The 14,240-nt window shown below is 60.0% G+C and carries 13 protein-coding genes; 8 read left to right on the plus strand and 5 right to left on the minus strand.

From position 1 onward, the window contains the following. The first annotated feature begins 58 nt into the window (after positions 1-58). Both DYI20_RS04255 and DYI20_RS04260 read left to right on the plus strand, forming a co-directional pair. Positions 59-2,251, plus strand: coding sequence for a transglycosylase domain-containing protein (locus DYI20_RS04255; RefSeq protein ID WP_122548923.1), 2,193 nt, complete (start codon positions 59-61; stop codon positions 2,249-2,251). Positions 2,252-2,269: 18 nt separating this feature from the next. Beyond that, on the plus strand, positions 2,270-3,238 hold the full coding sequence (locus tag DYI20_RS04260; protein WP_341771016.1) for a metallophosphoesterase: 969 nt from the start codon (positions 2,270-2,272) through the stop codon (positions 3,236-3,238). Here the strand turns inward: DYI20_RS04260 and DYI20_RS04265 are convergent. After that, positions 3,216-4,151: a phosphoribosylaminoimidazolesuccinocarboxamide synthase gene (locus tag DYI20_RS04265; RefSeq protein WP_110100696.1), complete on the minus strand. Its 936-nt coding sequence runs from the start codon at positions 4,149-4,151 to the stop codon at positions 3,216-3,218. The two genes, DYI20_RS04260 and DYI20_RS04265, sit on opposite strands and share 23 nt — an antisense overlap. A gap of 68 nt (positions 4,152-4,219) precedes the next feature. Beyond that, positions 4,220-5,506 (minus strand): phosphoribosylamine--glycine ligase, encoded by a 1,287-nt coding sequence (purD, locus tag DYI20_RS04270; protein ID WP_122548924.1) that lies wholly within the window; start codon positions 5,504-5,506, stop codon positions 4,220-4,222. 147 nt (positions 5,507-5,653) lie between these two features. Here purD and DYI20_RS04275 point away from each other — a divergent pair, with 147 nt between their 5' ends. From DYI20_RS04275 to purM, 5 genes are all read left to right on the plus strand, one after another. Then, entirely contained in the window at positions 5,654-5,983 is a 330-nt protein-coding gene (locus DYI20_RS04275; RefSeq protein ID WP_110100698.1) for a hypothetical protein, read from the plus strand. Beyond that, complete coding sequence (locus tag DYI20_RS04280; RefSeq protein WP_110098025.1) at positions 5,980-7,038, plus strand: asparaginase; 1,059 nt, start codon at positions 5,980-5,982, stop codon at positions 7,036-7,038. Before DYI20_RS04275 ends, DYI20_RS04280 begins: the two co-directional genes overlap by 4 nt. Then, positions 7,038-7,442, plus strand: a complete 405-nt coding sequence (locus tag DYI20_RS04285) for a sterol carrier family protein (protein ID WP_110098026.1) — start codon at positions 7,038-7,040, stop codon at positions 7,440-7,442. Before DYI20_RS04280 ends, DYI20_RS04285 begins: the two co-directional genes overlap by 1 nt. Positions 7,443-7,552: 110 nt before the next feature. Next, on the plus strand, positions 7,553-8,011 hold the full coding sequence (locus DYI20_RS12165) for a hypothetical protein (protein ID WP_110110221.1): 459 nt from the start codon (positions 7,553-7,555) through the stop codon (positions 8,009-8,011). 26 nt (positions 8,012-8,037) lie between these two features. Further along, complete coding sequence (gene purM, locus DYI20_RS04295; protein WP_244924652.1) at positions 8,038-9,198, plus strand: phosphoribosylformylglycinamidine cyclo-ligase; 1,161 nt, start codon at positions 8,038-8,040, stop codon at positions 9,196-9,198. Here the strand turns inward: purM and DYI20_RS04300 are convergent. Together DYI20_RS04300 and DYI20_RS04305 are read right to left on the minus strand one after the other, a co-directional pair. Beyond that, positions 9,195-10,193 (minus strand): Sir2 family NAD-dependent protein deacetylase, encoded by a 999-nt coding sequence (locus tag DYI20_RS04300; RefSeq protein WP_122548952.1) that lies wholly within the window; start codon positions 10,191-10,193, stop codon positions 9,195-9,197. The two genes, purM and DYI20_RS04300, sit on opposite strands and share 4 nt — an antisense overlap. 54 nt (positions 10,194-10,247) lie before the next feature. After that, on the minus strand, positions 10,248-10,472 hold the full coding sequence (locus tag DYI20_RS04305; RefSeq protein ID WP_122548926.1) for a DUF3073 domain-containing protein: 225 nt from the start codon (positions 10,470-10,472) through the stop codon (positions 10,248-10,250). Between the two features lie 264 nt (positions 10,473-10,736). Between DYI20_RS04305 and DYI20_RS04310 the strand changes: the two genes are divergently transcribed. After that, entirely contained in the window at positions 10,737-11,498 is a 762-nt protein-coding gene (locus tag DYI20_RS04310) for a septum formation family protein (RefSeq protein WP_110098031.1), read from the plus strand. A 125-nt stretch (positions 11,499-11,623) separates the two neighbouring features. Here the strand turns inward: DYI20_RS04310 and clpB are convergent, their stop codons facing one another. Then, positions 11,624-14,215, minus strand: a complete 2,592-nt coding sequence (gene clpB, locus DYI20_RS04315) for an ATP-dependent chaperone ClpB (RefSeq protein WP_122548927.1) — start codon at positions 14,213-14,215, stop codon at positions 11,624-11,626. Positions 14,216-14,240: the final 25 nt, after the last annotated feature.

Consider the following 14,240-nt stretch of genomic DNA (forward strand, 5'->3'; position numbering starts at 1 on the left):
CGCCTTCACCCCGGTGGCCCCGGGTCAGTAGATCACCTGACGTAGATAGAATTGCATCATGGCCAAAAAATTTGCAATGTTCGACATGGCGACCACTATGGGTAAGGTTTTCGCCTTCTTCGGCGTCTCTGCTCTTTGTGGAGGGCTGGCAGCAGGACTGGCATTACCCTTGGGAATGGTTACCGGCGCTGCCGCAACGACCGGCACAGAACTGCTGGATGAGCTTCCTGCTGAACTACAGGAAGAGCCCATGTCGGTTCCCTCTCGGATCGTTGACAAGGACGGTACCGAATTGGCCACGTTTTATGCGGAAAACCGCGAACCGGTGTCCTTGGATGAGATATCTGAAGAAATGCAGCAGGCCATTATCGCCATTGAGGATGAGCGCTTCTACGAGCACTCCGGTGTGGACCCTCAGGGTCTGGCACGCGCGGTGGTCAATAATGCCACCTCCGATACCCGTCAGGGTGCTTCAACCTTGACCCAGCAGTACGTCAACAACGTGCTGGTGAACTACCAGAACCTCAACGGCCTGCGCACCACAGTGTCGGGCACCAAGACACCGGCCGATAAATTGCGTGAAATGAAGCTGGCTGTAGCGCTAGAGAAGAAGATGTCTAAAGAGGAGATCCTCGAGGGCTACCTCAACATTGTGTTGTTCTCCGGGCGGACCTATGGCGTTGAAGCTGCAGCCAACCACTTCTTCAATAAGTCTGCCTCAGAGTTGGACCTGTCGGACGCGGCGATTTTGGCCGGTATGGTGCAATCACCCAATGCGTTGAACCCCGAAACCAATCCGGAGTCCGCACAGAACCGTCGCAACGTTGTCCTGCAATCAATGGAGAATGCAGGATTCATTACCACGGCAGAGAAAGAGAAAGCTCAGGCCCAAGATCTCGGGTTGGATATCACTCCAAAGAACTCCGGCTGCATCGCAGCGCAACACAATTCGGGTTACTTTTGCGACTACGTGCACCGCCAGATCCTCAACGATCCAGCGTTCGGCCCGGACCCGGAGTCGCGTCAGCAATTGCTGGACCGCGGTGGCCTGACCATCAAGACCACGCTTGATGCGAAAATGCAGAAGGCAGCTGCCGAAGAAGCGAATAAGGCCGTCCCTCGCGAAGAGACTCAGGGCTTCGGCTCCTCCATTGTGACTGTCGAGCAGGACACCGGAAATATCCGGGCCATGGCTCAAAACACTGTTTATAGCCCCGAGGATGGAGCCGGTAACACGCAGATCAACTATTCTGTCGACCACGCCGACGGTGGTGGCCAGGGGTTCCAGGCCGGTTCGACTCTGAAGCCGTTTGTGTCACTGGCCTGGCTCGGTGCCGGTCACTCCATGTCCGACACGGTCAACGCCTCCCGCGATGACTACACGGGAGCGAAATTCCCCGCTTACTGCCTCGACGGAGGCAAAGCCCAGATCGGAACAGACGGCTGGAACATCAATAACACCATTGGCAACATGAAGAAACCGATGCCGATGAACTACGGTCTGTACTGGTCGATTAACACCGCAACCGTCGGTGCCGCCTTCGCCACCGATCTGTGCTCCATTACCGATATCACCGATGCTGCCGGTGTTCACGGCGCAGTGAGTGAAGAAGGTTTGGACCCGCAACACCCGTCGTTCTTGTTGGGTGCGCAAGAAGTCTCCCCGCTGACGATGGCCTCGGCCTTCTCAACCATGGGCTCCTACGGTAACTACTGTGAAGCGCGTGCCCTGACCGAGGTCACCGATGCCGCCGGCAACGAGTATGAAGTGCCACCGGTGCAGTGTAACGAGAATGTGCTGAATGAGGACCACATCGTCCAGCTGAATTCCACGCTGAAACCCATCGCTAAGGACCGTATCGCCGAAGGCAATATTGACTTTGACATTGCTGGCAAGACCGGTACAAACAACAACGAATCCTCCACGTGGTTCGTCGGCTACACCGAAGGCCTCACGACCGCCGCTTGGGTGGGTAACTACCAGTCGGTGGCCAAAACGTTGAAGGGTAACACCATCGGTGGCACCTACTACGAAGACGTGTGGGGCTCGCTGATCGCCGGTCCGATGTGGATCGACTACATGAAACAGGTCGCCGAGGACTACCCGCATGGAGAAATCCGTGATGATGGGTCGCCGAGCCCGCGAAGCATTTCCTCAGCCAAAAAGGGTGGTTCAAACTCCTCCGATGACGACGAGAACAACGAGTCCTCGGACGACCCTTCAGCAGAGTCCGCAGAGTCTTCGAACTAAGACCCTGGGGTGGTAGAGGTGATCACATCCGCGAAGCTGTGGCGCCGGTTCGCCGGTGCCACAGCCGTTACGGCCGTCGCGGGTGTTGCGAGCCTGGTATACGGCGCGTGTCTGGAGGCCCGCTGGTTTAAAATCCGTCACGAACAGGTGCCGGTCTTGCCCGCTGGTCGTCCTCGGTTGCGGGTATTACATATTGCCGATCTGCACATGGTCCCATCCAACCGTGCCAAGATCGACTTCACCCGCTCGCTGGCTGAACTAGAGCCCGATCTGGTGGTCAATATCGGTGACAATCTCGGTCACCGTGACGGTCTGAAACCGGTGCTTGATGCACTGGGTCCGCTCTTAGATCTCCCCGGAGTTTTTGTTCCCGGTTCCAACGACTATTTCGCTCCTCAGCCAGCGAATCCGCTGAAGTATTTCCGTGGGCCCTCTAGCCAGCACGGATCCGCAGCACATTTAGCGGACCGCGAGGTCCTGCCCTACCGGGAGCTTTTTAGCGAATTTGAGCACCGGGGCTGGGTGAACCTCACCAATGCACATCACGATCTGCACCTCGCCCGTCATCGCCTCGCGGTGGCCGGCACCGATGACCCCCACCTCGACCGTGACCGCTGGCCCGGGTTTGGTTCTCACGCGAGAACAGCAGATCTCACCCTCGGGGTCACTCATGCCCCCTATACCCGGGTACTCGATACCATGGCCGCCGACGGCGCGCAACTGATTCTGGCCGGACACACCCACGGGGGACAAATTGCTCTACCCGTGGTGGGACCGCTGGTGACTAACTGTGATTTACCACCCCGGCAAGCCGCAGGCCTGTTCGGATGGCCTGATCTCGTGCCAGGGCGGAACGCACCCGTCGAATCTGCTACGACCATCGTCAATATTTCCGCCGGTATCGGGGCGGCCCCCAAAGTTCCGGTCCGTTTTGCCTGCCGCCCCGAAGCGGTGGTGCTGGATCTTATCCCTGCGGTGTCGCGCTGAATTCTTCCCCGGTGATCCGACGGTAGGCTTCCAGGTACCGCTGACGAGTTTTCTCCACGATATGCTCAGGCAATGCGGGAGGCCGTTGCCCAGAGGCCGGGTCCCAGCCGGACTCTTCGGAACTGAGCCAGTCACGGACAAACTGCTTGTCAAAGGAGAGCTGGGGGCGTCCTGGTTCGTAATCTCCGGCGTCCCAGAACCGTGAGGAGTCCGGGGTAAGCACCTCATCACCTAAGGTGATCAATCCGGTGGAGACATCAATACCGAATTCGACCTTCGTATCGGCCAGGATGATCCCGGCGTTGCGAGCAATCTCCTCGGCCTGACGGTAGAGCTGCAGGGTCATCTCCTGCAAGCGGGCGGCCCGTAGCAAACCGACGCGTTCACTCAGCTGCTCGAAGGTGATGTTTTCATCGTGCTCGCCCACCGCTGCCTTGGCGGAAGGGGTGAAAAGAGGTGGGTCTAGACGAGAGCCGTCCACCAGCCCATCGGGTAGTGGGATACCGGTGACGGCACCGGAAGCTTGATATTCCTTCAGCCCGGAGCCGGTCAGATAGCCTCGGGCAATGCATTCGACCGGTAGCATCTGCAAACGCTTGACGATCATGGCGCGTCCGGCGACTTGCTCCGGGACGTCCACAGAGATCACATGATGCGGAATCGGATCCAGGTCTTCGGCTGGCTGGGCGAGCTGCTGGAACCACCACAACGACAGTTGGGTGAGGATTTTGCCCTTATCGGGGATACCGGGGCTGAGGATGTGGTCGAAGGCCGAAACCCGGTCGGTAGCGACCACCAGCAGGCGGTCTGATTCACCGCTGGGCTGATCGCTGGGCTCGTAGAGGTTACGGACTTTGCCGGAATAGACGTGGCGCCAGTCAGCAAGTTCAAGGACGTCGTGAGAGGTCATCATCTAACTTTCATCGCGGACGGATTGACGGTTCACGTGGACAACAGTAGCCCGGGCAGGCACTGCGTTAGTTAGGGAAGCTGAATCTCGCCAGCCACGGCACGGCGGGCGATATCGGTGCGGTACTGGCCGTCTTCCAGATGAATTAGCTCCAGGCCCTGATAGGCCCGTTGCCGTGCCTGCGCGAGCGTGTCACCTTGACCGACAACAGCCAACACTCGTCCACCGGCGGAGAGATACTCACCGCTGTCGTTGGCGGCTGTCCCGGCGTGGAAGACGGCGACCTTCTCCAGAGCCTCAGCATCCGCAATTCCGGTCATCACCGCACCGGTGCGAGTGGTTCCCGGGTATCCCGGGGAGGCCAGCACCACTGCAACGGCGGAGGAATCAGTAAACCGCGGAGTCAGCTCCGGACGCTCGGCCAGTTCCGAGCGTGCCGCGGCGAGTAACAGCTGTCCCAGCGGTGTGGTCAATCGAGACAATACCGGCTGGGTTTCGGGATCACCGAAGCGAGCATTGAACTCAATCACCCGGATCCCCCGGGTGGTCACAGCCAGTCCACAGTAGAGCACACCCAAAAACGGGGTGCCACGCTGGTCCATCTCAGCCAGCACCGGCCGGGCAACCTGGTCCAGCACCTGCTCGGTGAAGTTCTCCGGCAGCCAGTCCAACGGAGTGTAGGCCCCCATTCCCCCGGTATTGGGACCCTGGTCGTCGTCATGGATGCGTTTGAAGTCTTGAGCCGGACTGAGCGCAACTGCCCCGTCCGGGGTACCGTCGGCGATCACGAATACCGAAACTTCGGGCCCGTCGAGAAATTCTTCGACCACCACGGTGGAGCCGGAGGCGAAACAGGATTCTGCGTGAGCCAGAGCAGCCGCGAGATCCTCGGTCACCACCACGCCTTTACCAGCGGCCAGCCCGTCATCCTTGATCACGTAGGGGGCACCGAACTCGACACAGGCGGCCCGGACTTGCTCGGCGGTTTTCGCGTGCACCGAGGCAGCGGTGGGTACTCCGGCAACGGTCATGACTTGCTTGGCGAAGACCTTGGAGGATTCCAGTTGCGCAGCGGCGGCGCTGGGGCCGAAGACCGGGATGTGCACAGCTCGCAGAGCATCGGAAACCCCGGCTGCCAGAGGCGCTTCGGGGCCAATGACGACCAGGTCCGAGCCGAGCCGTTGCGCCAGTGCCACGACCTCTTCGGGGTCATTGGCGTCAATCTGGTGCACGGGGACCTCGGCCGCAATCCCGGCATTACCGGGAGCAGCATCAACCTGGGTGACGTCGGGGTCTGCCAACAGGGTACGGACCAACGCATGTTCACGCCCGCCGGGGCCTAGCACAAGAATTTTCACAGTTCCCAGGGTAGTCGTTTCCCTCCCCTGCCGTCGCGGTGCAATGACTGCGACGGGCAGACCGGGAGAAATCCACCGAGAAAAGCCCGCCAGAGTAGCTGCCAAGAATTCGCCCCGCGACGGCAGTATGGCTTTAGACTGGAAGGTATGGCAGATCAGCACGATCCCCACCACGAGCCCTCCAATGACCGCTCACGCCGGCCCGGAGACGAGCCCCGATCAAAAAGCTGGGTGCAACACCGCGCCGATTTATTCAACCAGCTCGCCCCCGGTGAATCGATGTTGCCGGACTGGGCAGCATCCCTGTTCGTGTGGGTCATGGGTGCCCTAGCCGGTTCGATCGTCCCGTGGTTTTTATTCCGGTTGTTTACTGGCGCCCAACGTGGCGATATGACGCAAGCGACAATCAGCATCGTGTGTGGGCTGATTATTGGCACCGTAGCGCTGATCCTCTTCCGCAAAAGCAGGGCACGATGAGTTCCCGGACCTCGAACTACTCAAAACCGTTAGCCGGTACTGCGCTGGGCTCGGATTCCGTGGAGCTGGCCCAGCTGATTCGCAACGACTTTATTGAGACCCGATTTATCGGCTCCGCGGTGGTCGTCGATCGCACCGGGGCTATCCAGGCCAAGCTGGGTGATCCGGCGGCATTGATCTACCCGCGTTCGGCACTGAAACCGTTTCAGGCCTTGGCCAGTCTGCGCCACGGGGCAACGCTGGATACCGAACAGTTAGCCCTGGCAACTGGATCGCATACCGGCACGGAATACCACCAGCGACTGGCAGCGTCGATGCTGTCCGACTACGAGTTAGACAGTTCCGCACTACAGTGCCCACCGTCGTGGCCGTCTTCCCCGAAAGAAGTCGCCCGCATGGCAGCCGCTCAAGCACCAGTGCACTTGAATCCGCGACGGATTGCTCACCCGTGTTCGGGAAAGCACGCCGCATTCCTCGCGGCCAGCGTCGCCGCCGGTGATCCGGTGAAATCCTATTGCGAGCCGGGACATCCGATACAACACGAAGTGGACCGGGTGCTGGAAGAATACTTGCAAACCACCATCGCACGGCACGGCGCCGATGGGTGTGGCGCTCCGGCGGCTATCACCTCACTGACGGCCCTGGCCCGTGGGTATTCGCAGTTGGCAGCCTCGGTGCATGACCGGACGGCGGAATGGACGGCAGTGATGGTGGCCCGCTCAATGTTGGAGGCCCCTGATGCAGTGCAGTCCCCCACCGGGTTCGACTCGGTGGTGCTCAAAGAACTCCAGGTGTTGTGTAAGACCGGGTCCGAAGGGGTCGTGGCCATGGCCAGTGGCGACGGCACCGCGGTAGCGGTGAAGATGCTGTCCGGTTCCTCCCGGGCAGCCCATACCGTCGCGGCCGTGTTGCTAGCCCAGTTCAGCGACCCGCGACCGGATGTCTCCGCACTGACACAGGTGTTAGAGACGGTCTCTCCCCAGATCACCTCTGCCGGCCGCCAAGTCGGTCGCACCCGACTCTCCGATGAAGTCCTGAGGGTGATCGGTTCCTGATGGCACGTCGCAAAATTGATCTTCACCAGGGGCGAGCAGCCGTCGATGAGCTATTTAGCCATGCCGACTACGCCAGCCTCCCCCGTGCGGTACAAGCCACGGCCATCCGGTTCAGCCTCGAGGAGTTGGCCGATCGTGCCCCGGGAAAAACCGTAGAGGTCAGAGTCCCGCCGTTTGGGGTCACCCAGTGCATCGACGGCCCCGAGCACACACGGGGCACTCCCCCGAACGTGATCGAAACCAATCCTGAGACCTGGATGGAGCTCATCACCGGGGAAATCGACTGGGACCAAGCGGTGGCCTCGGGCCGGCTGCAGGCCTCCGGTTCACGAGCCGACCTCACTGATTGGTTGCCACTATTTCACCCGCCCCGCACGGCGCCACCCTCGGAAGACCGCACCTAGTCAGAACTGTTGACCGCCTTGTCCTATCGCGCTGTGTGCCAACTCGATCCTGACTGTTGCCGGCTACACACGAACCGGCGCAGAGGTTTTTCTCGCTAAACTGGGTCCCGATGTCCTCACCAGTTTCTCCACAATCCGCGCCGGATCCTGACCAGCCCGACGGATCCCCACAACCCGAGCAGGAAACCGTCGTGTTTCGTCGGGCACCCAAGATCGCCCCATTTCTCGTCGGCGGAGCGTTGCTGGGAGTCCTGGTTGCTTTGGTGATGGTCGGGATCCAAGGCACCAGCGAGGATTACACGCTGATGGCCACCCTCGGGTTCTTCGCGGTGCTGTTCGCCGTTCCCGGTGTTGCTCTCGGTGGCCTGTTGTGGCTGGTCTTGGATCGCCAATCGAAAAAACATACCCGCACCTACTATTCGCGTCCTGTCGATGATCCCCGCCAAGCTGATTATGCGGTCACCGATGACGAGTGGTCGGCATGGCGCTCCCAAACTGCCCGGCGGTTAGCCGACGAACAATTTCAAGCCCGCAGACAGGCACGCAAAAACCAGAAGAAATCCAGCTGATTAGCTCACCGGGAAGGGAAGAACTCGTGACCAGCCCAGATGATCAACACATCACCTACGCAGGCGCAGGTGTCGATGTCGAAGCCGGTGATGTTGCCGTGGCCTTGATGAAGGATGCCGTCAAAGCCACCCACGGTGAGCACGTTCTTGGCGGTTTCGGTGGCTTCGCTGGAATGTGGGATGCCTCGGTGCTGACCAGCTATTCGCGTCCGGTGCTGACCACCTCCACCGACGGGGTCGGCACCAAGGTTGCCATTGCCCAGGCGCTGGACATCCACGACACCATCGGCCAAGATTTGGTAGGCATGGTCGTTGATGACATTGTGGTGGTCGGGGCCAAGCCACTGTTCATGACCGACTACATTGCCACCGGTAAGGTCATCCCAGAGCGTATCGCCGATATTGTCCGGGGCATCGCCACCGGTTGTTCACTGGCCGAAACTGCACTGATCGGTGGTGAAACCGCAGAGCACCCCGGACTACTCGCGGAGAATGAATATGATGTGGCCGGAGCTGTGACCGGAGTGGTCGAGTCTGACCACATCCTCGGGCCAGAGAAGGTCACCTCCTCGGATGCCATCATTGCCATGGCCTCCTCGGGTATTCACTCCAACGGCTACTCTTTGGTGCGCCGGATTGTCAGCGCTCAGGGGTGGGATTATCACCAGCACCTGCCCGAATTTGGTCGGAGCCTAGGTGAAGAGCTCCTCGAGCCCACCAGAATCTATGCTTCGGTCTGTGCCGGACTGGTCGATCACCTCAATGGTGAAGCTCACCGCGCCGGAAAGCCAGCACCGTTGCACGGCTTCTCGCATGTCACCGGGGGCGGGCTAGCCGCAAACCTCGCACGTGTGTTACCTGCTGGGCTGATGGCGATCGTGGACCGCGGAACCTGGTCCATTCCCCCGGTGTTCTCGGTGCTCACCGAGGCCGGCGGTGTGCCCCAGGCCGATGCGGAACGGACCCTAAACCTGGGGGTGGGCATGGTAGCCGTGGTTGAGGCGGATCACGTCGAAAAGGCACTGGCATATCTACGCGACCACGAGGTGCCATCCTGGCAGATCGGTACTGTCGATACGCTCGACCAACAACTCATCGACAACACTGTCGCCGAAGACGTCGTGCAGGGTGCAAAGGGTGTTGACGGTGGCACGGTCGTGTTGCAGGGTACCTACGCCGTCGCTTAGGGGAACTCTTTTTTCACCTGGTCATCCAGCCACTGTAAGGCCTGGGAGGTATCGGCCCGCCACCGGAAGGTCGCCCGGGCATCGGCTCGGGAGGGGCCGGCGTTGATAACCCCCACCGGTTGGTGGCGGTGGACCATATCGAGCACCATTCGGTAGCCCGACATGACCGCCACGGAGGATCCCACCACCAACAGCGCTCCCGAGCCAGCCAACAGCTCGTTGACGCGATGCTTACGCTCAGCCGGAACGGCTTCACCGAAATAGACCACCGAGGGCTTCAACGCGGTGGAATCGCATCGCAGACAACCAACCATCTGGAACTCGTTGATCCACCGCAACTCTAGGCGTGCGTCGCCATCCGGGTTGATGTCTTCTGTGCCGGTATCGGCTCGTTGCAGAAAACCTGGATTCGCCTCTTCCAGCCGACGGTCCAAGCTCGCTCGTGATTCCACGGCCCCGCAGTTCAGGCACTGGATCTCACTCATATCACCGTGCAGAGCAACCACGGTGGAGTAATCATCGCCGAGTTCTTGAGCGGCTCGCTGATGGAGCCCGTCGACGTTCTGAGTCACGATGCCGGAAATGATGCCGGCTTGAGCCCATTGGGCCAAGACCTGATGTCCAGGGTTGGGTTGGGCATACTCCAGGTGACGCCACCCCACGAACGATCGAGCCCAATACCGGTGGCGGGCCACCGGGTCGAATCGGAACTCCTGATAGGTCATCGGGCGGTGGTGGCGCAACGAACCGTTGGGCCCCCGATAGTCGGGGATGCCAGAACCGGTCGAAATCCCGGCTCCGGTCAGCACCGCTGGGCGCAAACGGAGGAGTTGCCCGATTCCTGCTGAGGCCACCCGGTCATTTTGCAGCGGTCGGGAATCGTCGACGACGCGAGCGATGGAACGCAGGGCCGCTTGGTGGGTTGCGTAGGCCGGATGATCAACAGAGATCGCCTCATCAACGTAAGGAACCGATCGGTCTGATGAAGAGTTCATCGGATCCGATCGGTTATCAAGCGCGCTGGGCGTGGAACACCGACGCCACACAAACTACCGAGGTGACGAGTACCCGTAGTCATCCTCGTCGTGATCGTCTTCGTCCTCGTAGACGTTGTACTTATCCGCGTAGTCAGCGTATTCGTCGCTAACCGTGGGTTCGTCATGTTTCTTCCCAGAGAGTTCTCGCTCCAGTGCTGCGAAATCGGTTGCCGGGGAAAAATACTTGATATCCCGAGCCTGACGTGCTGCTTTTGCCTTTTGACGGCCGCGCCCCATGAGCGTGACCCCCTTCGCGGTCTCTTAGCCCTCCAATGGGCACAACATAAGGCTCATGCTGGTGCCGGAGGTCATGTGTTCAAACTGGTTCGTGCTCACCAGTTTAACATGTTTTCAGGTGTTGTGCCGCCACATATCGTGGTGCTCAACCGATAGCGAAGCATTGGCAGTAGACTGTCACATGTGTCAATTACGTCACGCTAAACTACTCATCCACCGCTGAGCACTGCCGTCTTCGGTTTTGACGAAAGGACTGGATAACCCATGACAGAGCCGGTCAACGAGGAACCGTCCCGCCGGGGTAGCAGAGCAGTGCCGTCCGAGACCAGTTCTGAACGCTCGCCTCGGTCACAGCGTCCCTCGCGTCGTGAGATGCGTCGGCGTCGTCAAAGCCGTCGCCGATGGATTCTCACCGGCGTGATCGTGCTGGTCATTCTCCTCATCGGTATCGGGGCCAGCTGGTTGATCCGCTCCGGTGTCTTCGACGGAGATGACTCTCCGGAAGCCTCCGAGGACGTCTCCCGCAACCCCTCCCCTGGCTTGGATGGTGTTGTTGCCACCGAGGTGTGGCCCGAAGACCTGGAGCCCGGAGATTGTTTGACGGACTTTACCGATACTGAGTCTGTCTCGACGATCGTGGACTGCGACTACGCTCACGACGCACAGCTGGTGGGACGTCAGATTCTGTCCGAAGCGGAGACCTATCCCGGTGCGGATCAGATGCGCACCCGTGCCGACGAATTCTGCGCGGCTATTGAGCTGACCGGTTCTACCGATGCCAGCGTCGTCACCCGAGTCTCCAGCCCCTCGGAGGCGTCCTGGAATGAGACCGGTGACCGCCGAATTGACTGCTTCGTCGAAGCTGAAGAATCTGGGACTCTGACAAATTCCTTGATCGGCCAGCCGGTGTTGGATGTCGCCGAGGATCAGAACCTCTCCGAGCAGCCCTCCCGCGACAGCAACGACGCAGAAACTACCAGCGAAGAAACCAGCGCTGCCACCCAGGAGGAAACCTCTGAGGGCTAATCTCTGTAGCCTCCTGGGCACCATAGCCTCAGCGACGCAAACGGCCAGCTACCCTGCTTGGTACAGGCTAGCTGGCCGTTGTCGCTGGTCTCTGCGGTGGTTGCTGAGCACGGCAGAGACCAGGATCAGTTCTGGGTACTCACCGCGTGGACGTCAAGCCCGTCCGGGGTCCGGTCCACTGCCACGGTGTCGCCGTCGGTGATCTCCCCGGCCAGAATCTTCTTGGCGAGTTGATCACCAATTTCGCGTTGCACCAACCGACGCAACGGACGTGCGCCGAAGGCAGGATCGTAGCCGGTATCGGCCAGCCAAGTCAGGGCAGCGTCGGCGACCTGCAAAGTGAGCCGACGTTGTGCCAGTCGCTCGCCGAGGTCTTTGACTTGCAGATCCACGATCTTGGTCAGGTCCGACAGCGAGAGTGGCTCGAACTGGATGATGTCATCCAACCGGTTGAGGAATTCGGGTTTGAAAGCCGCCCGTACTGTTGCCTCCACGGACGTCTTTTTCTCCTCCTCCGACAGCGCGGAATCCACCAGATACTGCGACCCCAGGTTCGAGGTCAGGATCAGAATGGTGTTCCGAAAGTCCACGGTCCGACCTTGACCATCGGTCAAGCGCCCATCGTCGAGAACCTGCAAGAGGATGTCGAAGATCTCCGGGTGAGCTTTTTCCACCTCGTCGAGCAATACCACCGAATACGGCCGACGTCGGACTGACTCGGTAAGCTGACCACCTTCGTCGTAACCGACATACCCCGGAGGGGCACCGACCAGTCGGGACACCGAGTGCTTCTCGGAGTACTCACTCATATCGATCCGGACCATGGCTCGGTCGTCATCGAAGAGAAACTCCGCCAGCGCCTTAGCCAGCTCGGTCTTACCGACACCGGTGGGTCCCAGGAACATAAACGAACCGATCGGCCGATTCGGATCCGAGATTCCTGCCCGACTACGTCGCACAGCATCAGCCACAGCAGTGACCGCGGACTGTTGCCCGATCAACCGGTTGCCGATCACGTCCTCCATCTGCAGGAGCTTTTCTTGCTCGGAGGTCATCATCCGTCCAGCTGGAATGCCGGTCCAGGATTCGATGACATCGGCAATATCGTGAGCTGAGACCTGCTCAGAGACCATGGTCTCTTCGGATTTTTGGTCCTGCTCACTGGCTTCTGCGGCACGCAATTGCTGCTCGACATCAGGAATCTCACCGTAGAGTATCCGGGAGGCTTCTCCCAGATCGCCTTCACGTTGAGCCTTCTCGGCCTGCGAGCGCAATTCGTCCAGCTGAGCACGCAGGTCACCGGCCTGGTTCAGGGAGGCCTTTTCGTTCTCCCATTGGGCCGTCAGCGCGGTGAGTTTTTCCTGCTCATTGGCTTTCTCCTCACGCAGGGCAGCCAAACGCTCCACCGAGGCCTGGTCCGTTTCGCCGTCCAGGGCCATTTCCTCCATCGTCAACCGGTCGACCGCACGGCGCAACTGATCGATTTCTTCCGGGGCTGAGTCGATTTCCATCCGCAATCGGGAGGCCGCCTCGTCCACCAGGTCAATGGCCTTATCAGGCAACTGACGCTCCGTGATGTATCGATCCGAGAGGTTCGCGGCAGCCACCAACGCACTGTCGGAAATCGCGACCTTGTGGTGGGCTTCGTAGCGCTCTTTGAGACCACGGAGAATCGCAATGGTGTCGTCCACCGTGGGTTCGCCCACGTACACCTGCTGGAACCGGCGTTCCAGTGCCGGGTCTTTTTCAATATTCTCTCGGTACTCATCTAGCGTGGTCGCCCCGATCAAGCGCAACTCACCGCGGGCCAGCATGGGCTTGAGCATGTTGCCGGCATCCATCGATCCTTCCGAGGCTCCGGCACCGACCACCGTGTGGATCTCGTCGATAAAGGTCACGATTTGACCGTCGGATTTCTTGATCTCTTCTAAGACGGCTTTGAGACGTTCTTCGAATTCACCGCGGTACTTCGCACCGGCCACCATCGAGCCGAGATCGAGAGAGATCAGCTTCTTGCCTCGCAGGGACTCAGGAACGTCGCCGGCCACGATGCGTTGGGCCAGTCCTTCAACGACTGCGGTCTTACCCACACCGGGTTCACCGATCAGCACCGGGTTGTTCTTGGTCCGGCGCGAGAGCACCTGAATCAACCGTCGGACCTCGGCGTCCCGACCAATAACCGGGTCTAACTTGCCAGACTCGGCTAGTTTCGTCATATCCGTGCCGTATTTTTCCAGTGCCTGGAACGTGCCTTCCGGATCAGCAGAGGTGACCCGCTGATCGCCACGCACACTTGTCAGCGCTGCACGCAACGCGTCAATCTGTGCACCGGCGTCCCGCAGGGCCACTCCAGCTTCACCGGTGTCAGCCGCCAGGCCTAGCAACAGGTGTTCAGTCGAGATGAACTCGTCCTGCAGTGAGCTGGCCTCATTCTGAGCCGCTTGGATCACCTGTAAGCCGGCACGAGAGAGCTTCGCCTGAGCCACGGAATTACCCGAGGTCTTCGGGAGTTTTTGGATTGCTGTCGAAGCAGCGGTGGACACCACATCGGGGTTAGCCCCGGCTGCTTTCAGGATGGACACTGCAATGGAACCGCGCTGGTCCATGAGTGCTTTGAGAACGTGTGCCGGTTCGATTTGGGGGTTACCGGCTGTCGAAGCGTTCATCGACGCTACCGAGAGCACTTCTTGAGATTTTGTGGTGAACTGCGCGTCCATCACATCTCCTCCCTTGATTCATTCA

Origin of the sequence: Auritidibacter ignavus, assembly GCF_003703835.1 — a bacterium.
In the GTDB taxonomy this organism is placed as follows: Bacteria; Actinomycetota; Actinomycetes; order Actinomycetales; family Micrococcaceae; genus Auritidibacter; species Auritidibacter ignavus.

Coding starts and splice junctions, on each gene's coding strand:
- DYI20_RS04305 (WP_122548926.1), bottom strand. CDS start 10,472: ATGGGGCGCGGCCGTCAAAAGGCAAAAGCAGCACGTCAGGCTCGGGAT.
- DYI20_RS04280 (WP_110098025.1), top strand. CDS start 5,980: ATGAGTTCCCGGACCTCGAACTACTCAAAACCGTTAGCCGGTACTGCG.
- DYI20_RS04265 (WP_110100696.1), bottom strand. CDS start 4,151: ATGATGACCTCTCACGACGTCCTTGAACTTGCTGACTGGCGCCACGTC.
- DYI20_RS12165 (WP_110110221.1), top strand. CDS start 7,553: ATGTCCTCACCAGTTTCTCCACAATCCGCGCCGGATCCTGACCAGCCC.
- DYI20_RS04275 (WP_110100698.1), top strand. CDS start 5,654: ATGGCAGATCAGCACGATCCCCACCACGAGCCCTCCAATGACCGCTCA.
- DYI20_RS04285 (WP_110098026.1), top strand. CDS start 7,038: ATGGCACGTCGCAAAATTGATCTTCACCAGGGGCGAGCAGCCGTCGAT.
- DYI20_RS04255 (WP_122548923.1), top strand. CDS start 59: ATGGCCAAAAAATTTGCAATGTTCGACATGGCGACCACTATGGGTAAG.
- clpB (WP_122548927.1), bottom strand. CDS start 14,215: ATGGACGCGCAGTTCACCACAAAATCTCAAGAAGTGCTCTCGGTAGCG.
- DYI20_RS04300 (WP_122548952.1), bottom strand. CDS start 10,193: ATGAACTCTTCATCAGACCGATCGGTTCCTTACGTTGATGAGGCGATC.
- DYI20_RS04310 (WP_110098031.1), top strand. CDS start 10,737: ATGACAGAGCCGGTCAACGAGGAACCGTCCCGCCGGGGTAGCAGAGCA.